The sequence below is a fragment of the Streptomyces sp. NPDC002734 genome, assembly GCF_040295685.1.
Lineage (GTDB): Bacteria > Actinomycetota > Actinomycetes > Streptomycetales > Streptomycetaceae > Streptomyces.
Window position 1 is genome coordinate 90,990 of sequence record NZ_JBEOVU010000006.1, and the last position, 17,185, is coordinate 108,174.

Annotated in this window: 13 protein-coding genes; 6 read left to right on the top strand and 7 right to left on the bottom strand. The window is 73.0% G+C overall.

Going from position 1 to position 17,185, the window contains the following annotated elements; translation table 11 throughout:
* Positions 1 to 412: 412 nt before the first annotated feature.
* Positions 413 to 1,021: a TetR/AcrR family transcriptional regulator gene (locus ABT026_RS07875; protein WP_351113216.1), complete on the bottom strand. Its 609-nt coding sequence runs from the start codon at positions 1,019 to 1,021 to the stop codon at positions 413 to 415.
* Positions 1,022 to 1,116: 95 nt separating this feature from the next.
* Between ABT026_RS07875 and ABT026_RS07880 the strand changes: the two genes are divergently transcribed.
* The 4 genes from ABT026_RS07880 (at position 1,117) to ABT026_RS07895 (ending at position 5,205) form a co-directional block, all read left to right on the top strand.
* Complete coding sequence (locus ABT026_RS07880) at positions 1,117 to 1,857, top strand: SDR family oxidoreductase (RefSeq protein WP_351113217.1); 741 nt, start codon at positions 1,117 to 1,119, stop codon at positions 1,855 to 1,857.
* A 79-nt stretch (positions 1,858 to 1,936) separates the two neighbouring features.
* A complete protein-coding gene (gene polX, locus ABT026_RS07885) occupies positions 1,937 to 3,709 on the top strand; it encodes a DNA polymerase/3'-5' exonuclease PolX (protein ID WP_351113218.1) in 1,773 nt (590 codons plus the stop codon).
* Positions 3,710 to 3,772: 63 nt separating this feature from the next.
* Positions 3,773 to 4,300, top strand: a complete 528-nt coding sequence (locus tag ABT026_RS07890; protein WP_351113336.1) for a GNAT family N-acetyltransferase — start codon at positions 3,773 to 3,775, stop codon at positions 4,298 to 4,300.
* Between the two features lie 101 nt (positions 4,301 to 4,401).
* Entirely contained in the window at positions 4,402 to 5,205 is an 804-nt protein-coding gene (locus ABT026_RS07895; RefSeq protein WP_351113219.1) for an SAM-dependent methyltransferase, read from the top strand.
* Between the two features lie 58 nt (positions 5,206 to 5,263).
* Here ABT026_RS07895 and ABT026_RS07900 read toward each other — a convergent pair whose 3' ends face one another.
* From ABT026_RS07900 to ABT026_RS07915, 4 genes are all read right to left on the bottom strand, one after another.
* On the bottom strand, positions 5,264 to 5,740 hold the full coding sequence (locus ABT026_RS07900) for a (2Fe-2S)-binding protein (RefSeq protein ID WP_351113221.1): 477 nt from the start codon (positions 5,738 to 5,740) through the stop codon (positions 5,264 to 5,266).
* 16 nt (positions 5,741 to 5,756) lie between these two features.
* On the bottom strand, positions 5,757 to 8,111 hold the full coding sequence (locus tag ABT026_RS07905; RefSeq protein ID WP_351113222.1) for a molybdopterin cofactor-binding domain-containing protein: 2,355 nt from the start codon (positions 8,109 to 8,111) through the stop codon (positions 5,757 to 5,759).
* 142 nt (positions 8,112 to 8,253) lie between these two features.
* Positions 8,254 to 9,483: an oxygenase MpaB family protein gene (locus ABT026_RS07910; RefSeq protein ID WP_351113223.1), complete on the bottom strand. Its 1,230-nt coding sequence runs from the start codon at positions 9,481 to 9,483 to the stop codon at positions 8,254 to 8,256.
* 22 nt (positions 9,484 to 9,505) lie between these two features.
* Positions 9,506 to 10,741 (bottom strand): oxygenase MpaB family protein, encoded by a 1,236-nt coding sequence (locus ABT026_RS07915; RefSeq protein ID WP_351113224.1) that lies wholly within the window; start codon positions 10,739 to 10,741, stop codon positions 9,506 to 9,508.
* Positions 10,742 to 10,939: 198 nt separating this feature from the next.
* Between ABT026_RS07915 and ABT026_RS07920 the strand changes: the two genes are divergently transcribed.
* Positions 10,940 to 11,599: a TetR/AcrR family transcriptional regulator gene (locus ABT026_RS07920; protein WP_351113225.1), complete on the top strand. Its 660-nt coding sequence runs from the start codon at positions 10,940 to 10,942 to the stop codon at positions 11,597 to 11,599.
* Here ABT026_RS07920 and ABT026_RS07925 read toward each other — a convergent pair.
* Together ABT026_RS07925 and ABT026_RS07930 are read right to left on the bottom strand one after the other, a co-directional pair.
* A complete protein-coding gene (locus ABT026_RS07925) occupies positions 11,590 to 13,755 on the bottom strand; it encodes a 3-hydroxyacyl-CoA dehydrogenase NAD-binding domain-containing protein (RefSeq protein WP_351113226.1) in 2,166 nt (721 codons plus the stop codon). The genes ABT026_RS07920 and ABT026_RS07925 overlap by 10 nt on opposite strands.
* Positions 13,756 to 13,852: 97 nt before the next feature.
* Complete coding sequence (locus ABT026_RS07930) at positions 13,853 to 15,061, bottom strand: acetyl-CoA C-acetyltransferase (protein ID WP_351113228.1); 1,209 nt, start codon at positions 15,059 to 15,061, stop codon at positions 13,853 to 13,855.
* A 284-nt stretch (positions 15,062 to 15,345) separates the two neighbouring features.
* Between ABT026_RS07930 and ABT026_RS07935 the strand changes: the two genes are divergently transcribed.
* On the top strand, positions 15,346 to 17,163 hold the full coding sequence (locus tag ABT026_RS07935; protein ID WP_351113229.1) for an AMP-dependent synthetase/ligase: 1,818 nt from the start codon (positions 15,346 to 15,348) through the stop codon (positions 17,161 to 17,163).
* The last annotated feature ends 22 nt before the right edge of the window (positions 17,164 to 17,185 follow it).

Sequence of the window (17,185 nt, forward strand, 5' to 3'; positions counted from 1 at the left end):
TGGAGGAGGAGGGCACCTACCTGGCGCTCGCGGAGCACTGCCAGGGCACGGAGACGGAGCCGCCGTGCGACGTGTGCCGGGCGCCGGAGCCGGGCGAGTGTGAGGTGGGCGCCCGTCTGCGGCGGGCCGTCAGCCGCGCCACCTTCCGCCGCACGCCGCACGCCGCAGGGAGCCTGATGCTCTGCGCGCGGTGCGACGAGCCGATCCGTCCTGGCGAGCCGTACATCACGGGAACAGTCGATCAGGCAACGGGGCCCGGGGGTACGGTCCATCTGCACACGCGGCTGTGCAGGCGGACGCCCGCTCCGGGCGGGCCGGGCGGAGCGACGGGAACGCTCGGCAGGTACGTGCGACGGTACGGCTGGACTTGAGGGCGCGGGGACCTCGCCGCAGCCCTCCATGTCCGCCCGACCTACCGCGGCGCCGCCCCGTGGAGGGCGTGGTCGACCAGGCGGGGGACGACCGACGCGTCGAACGGGGCCTTGAGGACCAGCATCCGGTGGTAGAGGGCGCCCCACAGCTGGTCGACCACGATGTCGAGGTCGGCGTCCTCGCGGAGCACCCCCTGCCGCTGGGCGGTGCGCAGCCGGGCGCGGGCCAGCTCGCGGCGGGGGCGCCCGTACTCCTCGGCGAAGGCGTGGCCCAGGCCGGGGTCGAGCTGGGCGGCGCCGACCAGCTCGGAGACGGGCCGCTCCGCGCCCTCCTCCTTCAGCCAGCGGACGAAGGCGCCGAGCTGGGTGATGAGGTCGGCGCGCAGGTCGCCGGTGTCGGGGAAGTCGAGCACCGGACGGCTGCGGGCGAAGTACGCCTCCGCGGCGAGCGCGCCGGGGGAGGGCCACCACTTGTGGAGGGTCGTCCGGCTGGCCCCCGCCTCCCGGGCCACCCGGTCGAAGGTGAGCGCCTGAAGGCCCTCGTCCAGCAGGATCCGGCCCGCCGCGGCGAGCACGGCCGCCCGCACCTCGGCCGCCGGCCGCCGGCCGCGGCCAGGCCGCCCGCCCGTGTCGGTCTCGTTCTCGGGCATCGTCACGTCACCCCGCTCGTCTTGTGGACAGTCTGTTCATTTCGCCGTAGCCTTTCATATGAACAGTACGTCCATATTCTATGAGGAGTGCAGCCATGACCGACAGCACCGCAGGACGGGTGGCCCTGGTGACCGGCGGCTCCGGCGGCATCGGGCGGGCCGTCGTGGAGCGGCTGGCCGCCGACGGGTACGCCGTGGCCGTGCACTACGCGGGCAACGCGGCGCGGGCCGAGGAGGCCCGTGACCAGGTCACCGCCTCCGGGGGCCGGGCGATCGCGGTGGGCGGGGACGTCGCCGACGAGGAGGCGATGGCCCGGGCGTTCGACGCCACCGAGGAGGCGTTCGGGGGGATCGACGTCGTCGTGAACACCGCCGGGATCATGCTCCTGTCGCCCGTCGCGACGCTGGACCTCGCCGACCTGGACCGGATGCACCGGACCAACATCCGCGGCGCCTTCGTGGTGTCCCAGCTGGCGGCGCTCCGGCTCCGGCCGGGCGGGGCGATCGTCAACTTCTCCACGTCGGTGACCCGCACCCAGTTCCCCGCCTACGCGGCGTACGTCGCCTCCAAGGCGGCCGTGGAGGGGATGACCCTGATCCTGGCGCGGGAACTGCGGGGCAAGGACATCACCGTCAACGCCGTCGCCCCCGGCCCCACCGCGACGCCGCTCTTCGTGGACGGCAAGAGCGAGGAGCAGATCAACGCGATCGCCGCCATGAACCCGGCGGAGCGGCTCGGCACCCCCGAGGACATCGCCGGGACCGTCGCCTTCCTCGCCGGCCCCGGCCGCTGGGTCAACGGCCAGGTGCTCTTCGCCAACGGCGGCCTGGCCTGAGCGCCCCCCGCGCCCGCGCGGCGATGCCCGGTCCGCCCCCGCCGTGCATGAAGGCGCCGATCCTGCACACTCGTCCCCCATGGCCAGGTCCAACGACGAGGTCGCCGAGCTCCTGCGGGAGTACGCGGACCTGATCGCGATCACCGGGGGCGACGTCTTCAAGGCGCGGGTGTACGAGAAGGCGGCGCGCGCGATCGGCGGGCACCACGCCGACGTCCGCACGCTCGACGCCAAGGGGCTGCGGGAGATCCCGGGGGTCGGCCGGTCGATCGCCGACAAGGTCACCGAGTACCTCTCCACCGGCGACTTCGCCGCGCTGGAGAAGCTGCGGGCGAAGATCCCGGAGGGCGTGCGGCGCCTGACGGCCATCCCGGGGCTCGGCCCCAGGAAGGCCCACACCCTGCATCAGGAACTGGGGGTCTCCTCCGTCGACGAACTCGTCGAGGCGATCCACGCCGAGCGGCTGCGCGACCTCAAGGGCTTCGGCCCCAGGACCGAGGAGAACATCCTCCACGGCGTGGAGCTCATGAGGTCCGCCGGCGACCGGGTGCTGATCGACGCGGCCCTCGACCTCGCCGAGGAGGTGGTCGCCACGCTGTCACGGATCGACGGCTGCCTGCGGTGCGAGTACGCCGGGTCGCTGCGCCGGGGCCGGGAGACCATCGGGGACGTCGACGTGCTGGTCGCGGCCGAGGACTCCGAGTCGTTCATGGAGGCCTTCGCCGCCCTGCCGTACGTCTCCGAGGTGACCGCCCGCGGCCGCTCCAAGACCTCGGTCCGCACGGACCGGGGCCTCGCCGTCGACCTGCGCGTCGTGCCGCCCGACTCCTGGGGCGCGGCGATGCTGTACTTCACCGGCTCCAAGGCGCACAACATCCGCGTCCGGGAGATCGCCGTGCGCGAGAAGCTCAAGCTGTCCGAGTACGGGCTGTTCGACGCGGAGAGCAGGGAGAAGATCGTCTCCGAGACCGAGGAGGAGGTCTACGCCCGCCTGGACCTGCCCTGGATCCCGCCCGAGCTGCGGGAGGACCGCGGCGAGATCGAGGCCGCCCGGGAGGAGAGGGCCGGGCGGGGTGACGGGCTGCCCGAGCTGATCGAGGAGTCCGACCTCCGCGGCGACCTGCACACCCACACCGACCTCACCGACGGCCTCGCCCCGCTGGAGCAGATGGTCGCCGAGGCCGCGAAGCTCGGGCACGCCTACTACGCGGTCACCGACCACGCGCCCGACCTGTCCATGCAGCAGATGACCGAGGAGCGGATCCTCGCCCAGCGCGAGCAGGTCCGCGCCCTCGACGGGGCCTACGGCAAACGCGGCCGCACCGACCGCGGCGGCGGCATGCGGCTGCTGCACGGGGTGGAGCTGAACATCGACCCGGACGGCGAGGTGGACTGGCCGGCGGACTTCCTGGCCGGGTTCGACGTGTGCGTGGCCTCCATCCACTCGCACTTCCGCCAGAGCCGCGAGGAACTCACCCGGCGACTGGTCCGCGCCTGTGAGAACCCGCACGTCAACATCATCGGTCACCCCACGACCCGCATCCTCGGCAAGCGGCCCGGGATCGAGTTCGACCTCGACGAGGTGTTCGCCGCGTGCGCCCGCACCGGCACCGCCATGGAGATCAACGCGCACCCCAACCGCCTCGACCTGCGCGACGAGGACATCCTGCGGGCCCGGCGGCACGGCGTGCGGTTCGCCGTCGACAGCGACGCGCACTCCGTCCCCGACCTGCGCCACCTGCGCTTCGGCGTGGCCACCGCGCGACGGGGCTGGCTCACCGCGGACGAGGTGATCACCACCTGGCCGCTCACCCGCCTGCGCCGCTTCCTGCGCAAGGGCCGCCGCGGCTGACCGGAAAGCCTCCCGGGAATGGATGCCTCCGGCCGCGGTGTGCCAGGGTGACGCGCCACGACGATCACACGGGGGGCCCGGATGCAGCCGGACACAGGGGAGTTGACGGTGTCGGAGGCGACGCCGGACGACCTCGAGGGCGTACTGAAGCTCCAGTACCTCGCCTACCAGGGCGAGGCGGCGCGGTACGACGACCACACCCTCCCGCCGCTCACCCAGGACCTGGCGGGCGTGCGCGCGGACCACGAGGCCGGCGTGCTGCTCGTGGTGCGGCTCGGCAGCGAGGTGGTCGGCTCGGTCCGCGGCCGCAGGCAGGGCGACGCCTTCCACATCGGCCGGCTCGTGGTCCACCCACGCCTCCAGCGGCGCGGCCTCGGCCGCCGGCTGCTGGCGGCGGCCGAGGAACGGGCGGGCGACGCGGCATGGCTGGAGCTGTTCACGGGCGACCGCAGCACCGAGCAGATCGCCCTGTACACCGCCGCCGGGTACCGCCCCTACCGCACCGAACGGGTCGCCCCGCACCTGGGCATGGTCCACCTGCGCAAGGAGGCCCCGGTGGCCGCACCGTCCGCCGGACAGGGAGCCCTCTGACGAGCCGTCCACGAGCCGTCCGGCAACGAGGCTCAGGCGAACGCCTGTTGGATTCCCGCAAGCTATGGCGAAGATCGCCCGGCTCGTGTGAGGCTGCGCGCATGGGTCTCTTCGAACAGGAAAAGCCGGACCGGCTGCGCTCCGACCGCCCCCACTCCGCGCGGGTGTGGAACTACCTCCTCGGCGGCAAGGACAACTACCCTCCCGACCGCGAGGTCGGTGAGGCGATCCTCACCACCTTCCCCGACTTCGCGGCGGTCGCCCGGCAGCAGCGCGTCTTCCTCGGCAGGGCCGTGCGGTTCCTGGCCGGGGAGGCGGGCGTGCGGCAGTTCCTCGACATTGGGACCGGTCTGCCCACCGCGGACAACACCCACGAGGTGGCCCAGCGGATCGCCCCGGAGAGCCGGATCGTCTACGTGGACCACGACCCGCTGGTCCTGGTGCACGCGCAGGCGCTGCTCACCAGCGGTCCGGAAGGCGCCTGCGACTACGTCGAGGCCGACGTGAAGGACCCGCACCGGATCCTCGAGGAGGCGGCGCGCACCCTCGACTTCAGCCGGCCGGTCGGCCTGACGCTGCTGGGGATCATGGGCCAGCTGCCCGACGAGGACGACCCCTGGGGCGTGGTGCGCACGCTGGTGGAGGCCCTGCCGTCCGGCAGCTACCTGGCCCTCTCGGACGGCACGGACACCAGCGAGGCGCTGAACACGGCGGTGGCCGCGTACAACGCGCAGTCCGCGCACAACTACCACCTGCGCCCCGCCGAGGACATCGCCCGCTTCTTCGACGGCCTGGAGCTGGTGGAGCCGGGCGTGGTCCGGTCCGCCGACTGGCGGCCGCACCTGTCCGGTCCGATGCCGGAGGCCCCGGCCCACGCGGTGTGCGGCGTCGCCCGCAAGCCCTGACGCCCGCAAGCCCTGACGGCCGCAAGCCCTGACGACCCGCCGCCCGCGGGGCCTCCCGTCACATCCCGGCCGCCGCCGCCTTGATGGCGGCCCGGATGCGCGGGTAGGTCCCGCAGCGGCAGATGTTGCGGATGGTGTCGAGGTCGGCCTCGGTGATGCCGCGGCCCTCCTCGGCGACGCGGCGGACCAGGGCGACGGCGGCCATGATCTGGCCCGGCTGGCAGTAGCCGCACTGGGCGACGTCCTGGTCCAGCCACGCCTGCTGCATGGGGTGCAGCTCCGCGTCCACCGTGTCCGCCAGGCCCTCGATGGTGGTGACCTCGTCGCCGGCGGACAGGTCCTTCACCGGGACCGAACAGGGGTTCATGGCGCGGCCGTTGAGGTGGCTGGTGCAGGCCTTGCAGACGTTGATGCCGCACCCGTACTTGGGTCCGGTCACGCCCAGCAGGTCGCGCAGGACCCACAGCAGCCGCTCGTCGTCGTCGGCCTCCACGGTGACCTGCTCGCCGTTGAGCCGGAAAGTGTGCACGGGCACGGATCGCTCCCAGAAGTCAGCGGACGTGGTCGAGGCCGTCGGTGGGCGAGGCCGGGACGGGCGGGACGGTCGGCTTGGGCTCGAAGGAGAGCGTGCCGTGGTTGACCGGGAAACTGGTCGGCATGGTGCCGGTGGCGCGCCCGTAGGCGCAGGCGACCGCGGCCATCGACGCGGCCACGCCCAGCTCCCCGGCGCCGCCCGGCTTGCCGGTGGTGTCCGGCATGACGATCACCTCCACCTCCGGCGGGGCGTTCCACTGCCGGGTGTAGAAGTAGTTGTCCCAGCTCGCCTCCAGGAAGTACCCGTCGCGCAGGTGCAGGCTCGAGGTCAGCGTCAGGGCGATGCCGTCCATCAGGCAGCCCAGCATCTGCGCCTCCAGGCCGCGCGGGTTGACGGTCAGCCCCACGTCCACGGCGACGACCGCCCGGGTGACGCGCGGCCCCGCCACCCCGTCGCGGACCGGGCGGTTCACCGTCTGGGGGCGGCAGTCGATCTCCACCAGGACCGCGTTGGCGGAGTGGTACTCGGTGTGCAGCGCGATGCCCTGGGCCGTGCCGGCCGGCATGGAGCGCCCCCACTTCCCGGCCTCGGCGACCGCCCCCAGCACCGCCCGCGCGCGGTCGTCCTGGAGGACGTCGCGCCGGAACTCGTAGGGGTCCCGGCCCAGCTTCGCGGCGAGCTTGTCCACCATCAGCTCCCGCGCGCAGGTGACGTCGGGGGAGTAGACGTTGCGCATGCTGCCGGTGTTGAAGCCCTTGTCGACCTCGTTCAGCAGGCGGCTGTTGGCGCCGAAGCGGTACGGCATCGACTGCGAGAGCTGGAAGAAGGTCTGGGCGAAGGTGGCGTCGCCGAAGGGCAGTTGGGCGGCCACCGAGGTGAGGAGTTCGCCGAGCCCGTGGCCGAGGTCGGTGGCCACGCCGGTGTGCCGCTGCCGGTAACCGAGCACGGTGGAGCCGAGGTGGTCGATGCGCACCCGTGAACGGGCCATCGGGTGCGTGCGGCCCTGCCGCGAGTCGTCGGCGCGGTGCCACATCAGCCGGACCGGCTTGCCGATCCTCTTCGAGACCTCGGCGGCCTCCAGCGCGGCGTCGAAGAAGAGCTTGCGGCCGAACGAGCCGCCGCCCTCGGTGACATGGACGCGCACCGAGCCCACCGGCAGACCCAGCTTGACGGCAAGGGTCTCCTGGGCGACGACCGGCGACTTCAGCGACGCCCAGATCTCCGCGCGGTCGGACCGCACGTCGGCGATCGCACAGTTGGTCTCCAGCGCGCTGTTGCTGCGGAAGTGGAAGGTGAACTCGCCCTCCACGCTCGGCGTCAACGGCGGCAGCCCGAGCGAGGGTTCGGCGGCGCGGAGCGCGCGCAGCACGGTCGCGTCGGACTTCCCCTCCGCGGTGCCCGGCCGCCACGACACCCGCAGGGCGCGCACGGCGTCGATGCACCGCCCGAAGGTCCGCGCCCGCACGGCGACGCCCGTGGAGACCGTCACCACGTCGGTGACGCCGGGCATCGCGCGGACCTCCGCGAGGTTGGCGACCTCGCCGGGTCTGCCGTTGATCGTCGGGGGGCGGCACACCATGGTCGGCAGGGCGTCGGGGACGTCGAGGTCCATGGTGAACCTCTTGCGGCCGGTGACCGCGGCGAGCGCGTCGACACGGTTGTGTGGGCGGCCGACGACGGTGAACTCGTCGGCCGCCTTGAGTTCCACGGACACCCGCTCGGTGCGCAGGGCCGCGGCCGGCGCGGACAGGTCCCCGATGCCGACGCGGCGCCCGCCGGGTCCGGTGACGACGCCGGCCTTCAGCGTCAGGTCGCCCACCGGCGCGCCGAGCCGCGCGGCGGCGGCCAGCAGCAGCCGCTGCCGGGCGACGGCGGCGGCCACCCGGATCGGCGTGTACGTCGAGATGGTGGTGTTGGAGGCGCCGGTGAGCTGGTTGAAGAGCAGCTCGGGGCGCGCGTCGGCCAGGGTGACCCGGACCCGGTCCACCGGCACGTCCAGCTCCTCGGCGATCAGCATCGCCGTCGAGGTGGTGATGCCCTGGCCGACCTCGGCGCGCGGCAGGGCGAAGGACACCGTGCCGTCCTGGTGCACCTCGACGGTGATCAGGGCCGAGGTGGGCAGTGCCGCCAGGGTCATCACGTCGTTGAGGTCGACCAGTTCGGTGATCTCGGGGGAGGGGATCTCCACGGCCGCGCCCTCGGAGGGCGGCGTGGCCGCACCGGCGGGCGCGGCCGCCACGATCTCGGCGGCGGTCACCAGGGTGGGCGCGGCCAGCACGTAGCCGAGGAAGCGGCGCCGGCCCAGGGCCCGCCCGCCGCCCGGCGGACCCGGCCGCGCGGCGGACCCGGTCTCCCGCTCGTCACTGCGCATGTTCGTGGACGTCCCGTCGTGGAAGGGGGTTCGGCGCGCACCTTTCCGTGGGCGCGCCCTGACGGCAAGGGCGAAGGCGAGGGGGTCCCGTGAAGGAACCGGGCCCCCTCGCTCCCGTGGGCGGATCAGCGTGCGGGGCGGGTCACAGGGGGCGGTTGGCGTCGGGGATCTCCAGGTGGATGGGGCGCCCCTCGGCCATGAAGAGCAGGACGAACTTGCGCAGCGCCTCCTCCAGCACCCAGGCGATGGAGGGCACGCCCGGGAACGGGATGAGGGCCTCGCGGAAGGCCACCACCAGCGGCCAGGCGCCGCTGACGATCGGCTGGAGGAGCGGCTCGCGGTCCAGGCCGATGAGGTCGCCGACCCGGTCGCCGACGATGTACCGGGAGAACGCGTTGATCAGCGGCTCGGTGAGGCCGGCGTCCACCTCGGCGATGATGCCGAGCAGCGCGTCGGTGAGCGCCGCGCCCTCGGGCGTGTGGGCCACGATCGGGTCGAGGACCTGTGCGGACTGGGCGTTGGCGTCGGCCCAGGTGGCGGGGATGTACTCGTCCTTGATGCCGAGCATGTGGGCGGTCACCTGCCACACGTGCAGGAAGCCCTCCGACTCGGCGGCCGAGATCGGCACCCTCCACTGTTTCAGCCTGCTCATGACATACGTAGGGAGGCTGTGCCAGGTGACCATCATGTCGGCCTGGCTGATGGGGATGGTCTGGCCGCCGCTGGTCCGCGCCCAGCCCGGGGACTGCGGCAGCAGGTGCCGCACCGCCGCGTGCACCAGGCGGGTGCGCACGGCGGTCGCGATCATGCCGCCCTGCGGCTTGTAGGCGTACACGTCGCCGACGTCGTAGCCGAGCTGGGCGGTCTTGGCCACCCGGTCCTTCATGTCGGCGCCGCCCTTGGAGTAGTACACGGCGCGCGCCTCGCGGGGGATGGCGGTGGACAACAGGCCGCTGCCCAGGCCGTACAGGGCGCCGGTGTAGAGCCCCTTCTTCTTCGTGAAGTCGACGGCCGCCTGGAGCTTGGTCGTGTTCGCCCAGGGAGGCAGCTTGCGGGCCTCCTCCATCCAGGCCCGCAGCTCCCCGGGGAGACCGGCCGGCAGCGGCTGGTCGTTGCGCACCCAGTCGCGCAGCAGGTCGTTGACGAGGGGTACCTGCCCGCGGTCGATCAGGTTCGCGACGACCGCGTCGACCTCCTCGTCCCACACCCACTCGGGGTCGACGCCCGCTCCCGTGCCGGCCACGGACCCGGCCGGCGACCAGGTCCACAGGGACCTGGCCCGGGCCGGCGAGGCCAGGCTCAGCGCCCCGAAGGCGCCCAGCGCGCCGCCCGCGCCCGCGAGCAGTAATCTCCGCCTGTCGATGTCTGCCATGGTGTGAACTCCTCCTGGAATGTCACGCGTCGGTGGGACGGTTGGTGTCAGGGATCTCGATGTGCGCGCCCTGCCCCTTGGTGAGGTAGAAGAGGATGTACTGGCGGACGGCCTCGTCGATCGTCCAGGCGAGCGGCGGCACCAGAGGGAGCGGGATCAGCTTCTCCCGGAAGGCCACCAGGGCCGGCCAGGCGGTGCGGATCGCCGCCTCCCAGAACGGCTCGCGCCCGATGCCGTCCATGTCGGCGATCTCGTCGCCGACCAGGTACCGGGCCAGCGCGTCGCACAGCGGCCGGTCGATGCCGCCGGGGCTGGTCTGCTCGGCGAGCTGGCCCAGCAGGATGTCGGTCAGCTCCACGCCCTCGCGCGTGGAGGTCAGGACCGGCTCGAGCACCTGCCGGTACTGGGCGTTCGCGTCGTCCCAGGTGGCCGGGATGTACTCGTCCCTGATGCCGAGCATGTGCGCGCTCACCTGCCACAGGTGCAGGTACGCCTCCTTGTCGGCGGCGGGCATCGGCACCTTCCACTGCGACATGGTGCGCATCGCGTAGGTGGGCAGGCTGTGCCAGGTGACCATCATGTCGGCCTGACTGATGGGGATGGTCTGGCCGCCGCTGGTCCGCGCCCAGTCCGGGGACCGCGGCAGCAGGTGCCGCACGGCCGCGTGCACCATCCGCGTCTTGACCGACTCCACGATCACCTTGCCGTCGGGGCGGTAGGCGTTCAGGTCGCCGACGGCGAAGCCCAGCAGGCTGGTCTTGGCGACCCGGTCCTCCATGTCGGCGCCGCCCTTGGACCAGTACACGGCGCGCGCCTCGCGGGGGATGGCGGTGCTGAGCATCCCGCCGCCCACCCCGTTGAGCAGGTTGAGGTAGATGCCCCGGCGCTTGTTGAAGTCCGCCGCGAGCTCCAGCTTCGAGCGGTCCGCCCAGGTGGGCAGCCGGCGGGCCTCCTCCGCCCAGTCCCGTACGTCGGCGGGCAGGCCGGTGGGCACCGGCTGGTCGTTGCGGGTCCATCCGCGCAGCGCCTCGTTGACCCGGGCGACGTCGCCCCGGTCGAGCACGGAGGCCATCAGATGGTCGACCTCCTCGTCCCACACCCACTCGGGGTCGACGCCCGCACCGGCGCCCGCCACCGATCCGGCCGGCGACCAGGTCCACAGGGACCTGGCCCGGGCCGGGGACGCCAGGCCCAGCGCCCCGAACACCCCCAGCGTGCCGCCGGTGAGCAGCATCCTGCGCCTGCTGAGTTGGTCCATGACGTCCGACTCCTCCTCGGGTCCCGTGCCGCGCCCGTCCCGTTTGGTATCGTGAAACACGAACCGTTTCTTTGTATCTCCAGAGGAGCACAAGCGGGTCATGAACGCCAGAGGTTCGGCGGCATCAGGGAGGAACCCGTGGCAGTGGCACAACCGGAAGGGGCGGGAGCCCGCGCGCAGCCTGTACGGTCGGTGCTCATGACCTCCTCGGACGTCCCGTCGCTGATCGAGATAGCGTTCACCGAGGCCGTCGAGGGCGCGGATCCGGACGACGACATCGCCGCGCGCCTGCTCGACGCCGCCTACGAGCAGTTCTGCCGGATCGGCATCAAGCGGTCCACCATGGCGGACGTGGCCAAGCTGGCCGGCGTCTCCCGCATCACCGTCTACCGCCGCTTCGCCACCAAGGACGTGCTGGTCGAGCAGGTCGTCCGGCGGGAGTTCCGGCGCTACTTCGACCGGTTCGTGCACGACGTCCAGGGCGCCGCGACGGTCGCCGACCGGGTCGAGCTGGGCTTCGTCAGCTCGCTGCGCGCCATCCGCCGCAACGCCCTCATCGGCGGCCTGATGGCCGTCGAGCCGGACGCGGTGGTGCCGTCCATGACCAGCGACGGCGGCCGCACCCTGGCCGCCGTCCGCCAGTTCCTGGCCGGCGGGCTGCGCCGGGAGCAGCAGGCCGGCAACGTCTCCGAGGACGTCGACGTCGACCTGGTGGCCGAGATGATGGTGCGGATCTCCGCGTCCTTCCTGGTCATCCCGAGCCATGTCGTCGACATCGAGGACGACGAACAGATGCGCGCGGTGGCCCGGCGGTTCCTGGTGCCGATGCTCGAGCCACCGCGCCCGGCTCACTCGTAGAGCTCCCCGCTCTCCGCCCGCGCCACCAGGGAGGCGGGCGGCTCGAACCGCTCCCCGTACCGGTCGGCCAACTCCCTGGCCCGGGCGACGAAGCCGGGCAGGCCGCCCGGATAGCCGTTGGCGTACTGCAGCACCCCGCCGGTCCAGGCGGGGAAGCCGATGCCCAGGATCGAGCCGACGTTGGCGTCCGCCACCGAGCGCAGGACGCCCTCGTCGAGGCAGCGCACGGCGTCCAGGCTCTCGGCGAACAGCATCCGCTCCTTCATGTCCTCGAACGGGATCTCCCGCCCCGGCCTGGTGAAGTGCTCGTACAGGCCCGGCCACAGACCTGTGCGGCGTCCGTCCTCGTAGGCGTGGAAGCCGGCGCCCGAGGAGCGCCCGCCGCGCCCGAACTCGTCGATCATCCGGTCCACCACCGCCTCCGAGCCGTGCGGACGCCACTGCCCGCCCTCGGCGAGCACCGCCGCCCTGGTCTCCTCCCGAATCCGGCGGGGCAGCGTCAGCGTCAGCTCGTCCATCAGCCGCAACGGCGGCGCCGGGTAACCGGCCTGGGAGCCGGCCTGCTCCACCGAGGCGGGGTGCAGGCCCTCGCCGACCATCGCCACCGCCTCGTCCAGGAACCGGGCGATGACACGGCTGGTGAAGAAGCCCCGGCTGTCGTTGACCACGATGGGTGTCTTGCCGATCTGCGCCGCGAGGTCGAGTGCCCTGGCCACCGTCCGCCCGTCGGTCTTCGCGCCGGTGACGATCTCCAGCAGCGGCATCCGGTCGACCGGCGAGAAGAAGTGCAGGCCGATGAAGTCCTCCGGCCGGCCCACCCCCTCGGCGAGCTGGGTGATGGGCAGCGTGGAGGTGTTGGAGCCCAGCAGCGCGTCCGGTGCGACCACGTGCTCGATCTCGGCGAACACCCGGTGCTTGAGGGCGGGGTCCTCGAAGACCGCCTCGATCACCAGGTCGCAGCCGGCCAGGTCCGCGGCCTCCGCGGTCGGGGTGATCCGGGCGAGGACGGCGTCCGCCTCCGCCCGGCTCGTCCGGCCGCGCGCGACGGCCTGGGCGAGCAGCTTCTCGGAGTACCGCCGGCCCCGCTCGGCGGCCTCGGGCGAAACGTCCTTCAGGACCACCTCCAGGCCGCCTCGGGCGCAGGAGTACGCGATGCCCGCGCCCATCATGCCCGCGCCCAGCACCGCCACCCGGCGCGCGGTGTGCGGCGGGTGCCCGGCCGGGCGGCTGCCGCCGGACGCGATGCGCCGGGTGTCGTAGAAGAACGCCCGCATCATGTTCTTCGCGACCTGGCCGGTCATCAGCTCGACCAGGTAGGCGGTCTCGATCCGCTCGCCGGCCGCGAAGTCGGTCTGCGCGCTCTCGACCGCCGCGGCCAGGATGTTGCGGGGCGCCGGCATCGGCGCCCCCTTGAGCTGCTTGCGCAGGTTCGCCGCGAAGGCCGGCAGGGCCGCCGCGAGCTCCGGGTGCGAGGGGTCCCCGCCGGGGATCCGGAAGCCGGGACGGTCCCAGGGCTGGGCGGCGTCCGGGTGCTCCAGCACCCACTGCCGGGCCTTCGCCAGCAACTCCTGTGACGTCGCGGCGAGTTCGTGGACCAGGCCCTTGGCCAGCGCCTCGGCCGGCCGGTAGCGCTGCCCCTGCAGCAGGACCTCCGTGAGCGCCGTCCGCACACCCAGCAGCCGCACGGTCCGGCTGACCCCGCCGCAGCCGGGCAGCAGCCCGAGCATCACCTCCGGCAGCCCGATGCGGCTGTCCGGGACGTCCAGCGCGACGCGGTGGTGGCAGGCGAGCGCGACCTCCAGCCCGCCGCCCAGCGCCGTGCCGTTGACGGCCGCGGCGACCGGCCGGCCCAGCGTCTCCAGGCGGCGCAGCTGCGACTTCAGCAGGGCACAGTTCTCGGCCAGTTCGGCGGCGTTCTCCGGGCGGGCCCGGCTCATGAAGTCGACGTCGCCGCCCGCGAAGAAGCTCTTCTTCGCGGAGGTGAGGACGACACCGGTGACGCCGTCGCGTTCGGCCTCGAGCCGGTCGAGGACGGCGCCCATCGAGTCGGTCCAGGTGCGGTTCATCGTGTTGACCGGCCGGCCGGGGTCGTCCATCGTCAGCACGACGACGCCGTCGGCGTCCTGCTCCCAGCCGATCATGTTCGTGTGCGGCATCGGTACGGCGTTCCTCTCCAGGTGGGCACGGACCGCAGCGGGTCCGGCGGGTCCGGCGTGTCCAGCGGCTCCGACAGGTCCTGCGGGTCCGGCGGGGTCACAGGCGTTCGACGACGGTGGCGATGCCCATGCCGCCGCCGACGCAGAGGCTGACCACCGCGCGCCGCGCCGAGCGGCGTTCCAGCTCGTCCACGACGGTGCCGACGAGCATCGCCCCGGTGGCCCCGAGCGGGTGCCCCATGGCGATCGCGCCGCCGTTGACGTTGACCTTCTCCCAGGGCAGGGCGAGGTCCTTGACGTAGCGGAGCGCCACCGAGGCGAACGCCTCGTTGATCTCGAACAGGTCGATGTCGTCCACCGTCAGCCCGGCGAGCTCCAGCGCCTTGCGGGTCGCCGGGGCCGGGCCGACGAGCATGATCGTCGGGTCGGCGCCGCTGACCGCGGTGGCGACCACCCGGGCACGCGGGGTCAGACCGAGCTCCGCCCCGGCCCGCTCCGAGCCGACCAGGACCAGCGCCGAACCGTCCACGATGCCCGAGGAGTTGCCCGGGGTGTGGACGTGCTCGATCCGCTCGACCCAGTGGTACTTCTGCAGCGCCACCGCGTCGAAGCCGCCCAGGTCGCCGACGGCGGCGAACGAGGGCTTCAGCGCGGCCAGCGTCTCCACCGTCGTCCCCGGACGCGGGTGCTCGTCCTCGGCGAGCACCGTGATCCCGTTGCGGTCGCGCACCGGCACCACGGACCTGGCGAAGTGCCCGCCGGACCAGGCCTTCGCGGCCAGGTCCTGGGAGCGCACCGCGTAGCGGTCGACGTCCTCGCGGGTGAACCCCTCGATCGTCGCGATCAGGTCCGCGCCGACGCCCTGCGGCACGAAGTACGTGTCGTAGGCCGTCTCCGGGTCCGCGGCCATCGCCCCGCCGTCGCTGCCCATCGGCACCCGCGACATGGACTCCACGCCGCCGGCCAGCACCAGCTGCTCCCAGCCCGAACGGACCTTCTGGGCGGCCACGTTGACGGCCTCCAGGCCGGAGGCGCAGAAGCGGTTGAGCTGCACCCCGGCCACGTGGTCCGGCAGCCCGGCCACCAGGGCCGCGGTCTTGGCGACGTCCATGCCCTGGTCGCCCACCGGCGAGACGACGCCGAGCACGATGTCGTCGATCCGGGCGGGGTCGAGCCGCGGGTGGCGGCGGCGGAGCTCGTCGATCAGCCCGGTCACCAGCGACACCGGTTTGACGTGGTGCAGTGCGCCGCCGCGGCCCTTGCCGCGTGGGGTGCGGATCGCGTCGTAGATGAATGCCTCGGTCACTGTCCTCGCACTTCCTCTGGTCGGTGCGACGTGCTCCCGGAGCCGGCCGCAGAAGCGGTGCGACGGCCCGCGGGAGCATCCGGCGAACAACAGGTAAGGGCAGTTGTTGGCGCTGTGTCAATAGCTCGGGTTTCCACACAGGCCCTTTGGCGCACGGTGGTTGTGGGTCCGGCCAGGAGGTCGCGCTGTCCGTTGCGCGATCTATTGACACTCGGCCAGTACCCGGTCCACTGTGGGCCCCGCTCGAGGAGTCCGCTCACGGTTCGCGATGGAGGGAGCCCGCCGTGGCCACAGCAGAGCAACTGCAGGAGACCGTCGAAGGGTCGACGATTCCCAGGCTGCTACGGCGCAACGCCGAGCAGTTCCCCGCACTTCCCGCACTCACCACCGGCGTCGGCCCCGACGAGGGCACGCTGACCTGGTTCCAGCTGCGCGCCGAGGTCGCCGCCCTGACCCGCGGGCTCGCCGCGCTCGGCCTGCGCGAGGGCGAGCGCATGCTGATCGCGATGTCCAAGCGCGCCGAGCACTGGGTCGCCGACCTGGCCGCCGTCCACCTCGGGGCGCTGTCCTGCTCGACCTACGACACCCTGAGCACCGAGCAGATCCGCTTCGTCGCCCGGCACAGCGCGGCCACCGTCCTCGTCCTGGAGGGCGAGGAGCAGATGCGCCGCTGGGGCCCCGTCCTCGACGACCTCCCCGGCCTGCGGGCCGTCGTCGTCCTCGACTGGTCCGTCGCCCCCGAGGGCGACGAGCGGTTCGTCAGCTACCAGGCCGTGCGCGGCGGCGTGAAGCCCGACGAGGCGGCCTTCGAGGCGCTCACCGACGCCGTCACCACCGACCAGCCGCTGACCGTCGTCTACACCTCGGGCACCACCGGCGACCCCAAGGGCGTGGTGCTCACCCACCGCAACGTCATCTACGAGTCGCTCATGCAGGACGAACTGGTCGCCGTGCCCGAGCATCCGCGGACGCTGGCCTACCTGCCGATGGCGCACATCGCCGAACGGGTGCTCGGCATCTACATGCCGATCTGTAACGCCGGCCACGTCACGATCTGCCCGGACCCGGCCCAGCTGCTGCCCGGACTGCTCCAGGTGCGCCCGCACGGCTTCTTCGGCGTCCCCCGGGTCTGGGAGAAACTCGCCGCCGGGCTGCGCGCGAAGCTCTCCACGCTCACCGGGGAACGCGCCGCCGCGGTGGCGCAGGCGCAGAAGCTCGCCCTGGAGGCGTTCCGGCTGCGCTCCGAGGGCCAGGAGGTGCCCGAGGACGTCGCCGACTCGCTGCGGCAGGCCGACGAACAGGTGCTGCTGCCCATCCGCGCCGCCGTCGGCTTCGACGAGTGCCGCCGCGCCTTCAGCGGCGCCGCCCCCATCCCCACCGCCGTCCTGGAGTTCCTCGCGAGCGTCGGACTCGCGGTGTACGAGGTGTGGGGCCTGAGCGAGACCACCGGCGCGGCGACCGTGAGCATCCCCGGCGCGTTCGCCCTCGGCGCGGTCGGCAGGCCCGGCCCCGGCATCGAGGTGAAGGCCGCCGAGGACGGCGAACTCCTCGTCCGCGGCCCGGTCGTGGTCCCCGGCTACCTGCGGGCCGAGGGCGGCATCGAGCCGGCCACCGACGCCGACGGCTGGCTGGCCACCGGCGACGTCGGCACGATCGACGACCGGGGCATCGTCACCGTCACCGACCGCAAGAAGGAGATCATCATCACCGACGGGGGCAAGAACATCGCCCCCACCAAGGTGGAGTCCCTGCTGCGCGCCCACCCGCTGGTCGCCCAGGCCGTCGCGATCGGCGACCGGCGCCCGTACATCACGGCCCTGCTGGTGCTCGACGAGGAGATGGCGCCCCTGTGGGCGAAGGCCAACGGCATCGACGCCGGCGGCCTGGAGGAACTGGCCCGCCACCCCGAGGTGCTGGCCGCCCTCGACGCCGCGGTCGCCGAGGCCAACGCGCGGCTGGCCCGGCCCGAGCAGGTGAAGCGGCACCGGGTGCTGCCCGGCCCGTGGACCGCGGAGTCCGGCGAGCTGACCCCGAAGCTGAGCCTGCGCCGCAGGGACGTCGACCGGCTGCACGCCACGACGATCGAGTCGATGTACACATAGGTCGGCCGTCGACACGACGACG

Coding starts and splice junctions, on each gene's coding strand:
- ABT026_RS07875 (WP_351113216.1), bottom strand. CDS start 1,021: ATGCCCGAGAACGAGACCGACACGGGCGGGCGGCCTGGCCGCGGCCGG.
- ABT026_RS07880 (WP_351113217.1), top strand. CDS start 1,117: ATGACCGACAGCACCGCAGGACGGGTGGCCCTGGTGACCGGCGGCTCC.
- polX (WP_351113218.1), top strand. CDS start 1,937: ATGGCCAGGTCCAACGACGAGGTCGCCGAGCTCCTGCGGGAGTACGCG.
- ABT026_RS07895 (WP_351113219.1), top strand. CDS start 4,402: ATGGGTCTCTTCGAACAGGAAAAGCCGGACCGGCTGCGCTCCGACCGC.
- ABT026_RS07905 (WP_351113222.1), bottom strand. CDS start 8,111: ATGCGCAGTGACGAGCGGGAGACCGGGTCCGCCGCGCGGCCGGGTCCG.
- ABT026_RS07910 (WP_351113223.1), bottom strand. CDS start 9,483: ATGGCAGACATCGACAGGCGGAGATTACTGCTCGCGGGCGCGGGCGGC.
- ABT026_RS07915 (WP_351113224.1), bottom strand. CDS start 10,741: ATGGACCAACTCAGCAGGCGCAGGATGCTGCTCACCGGCGGCACGCTG.
- ABT026_RS07920 (WP_351113225.1), top strand. CDS start 10,940: ATGACCTCCTCGGACGTCCCGTCGCTGATCGAGATAGCGTTCACCGAG.
- ABT026_RS07925 (WP_351113226.1), bottom strand. CDS start 13,755: ATGCCGCACACGAACATGATCGGCTGGGAGCAGGACGCCGACGGCGTC.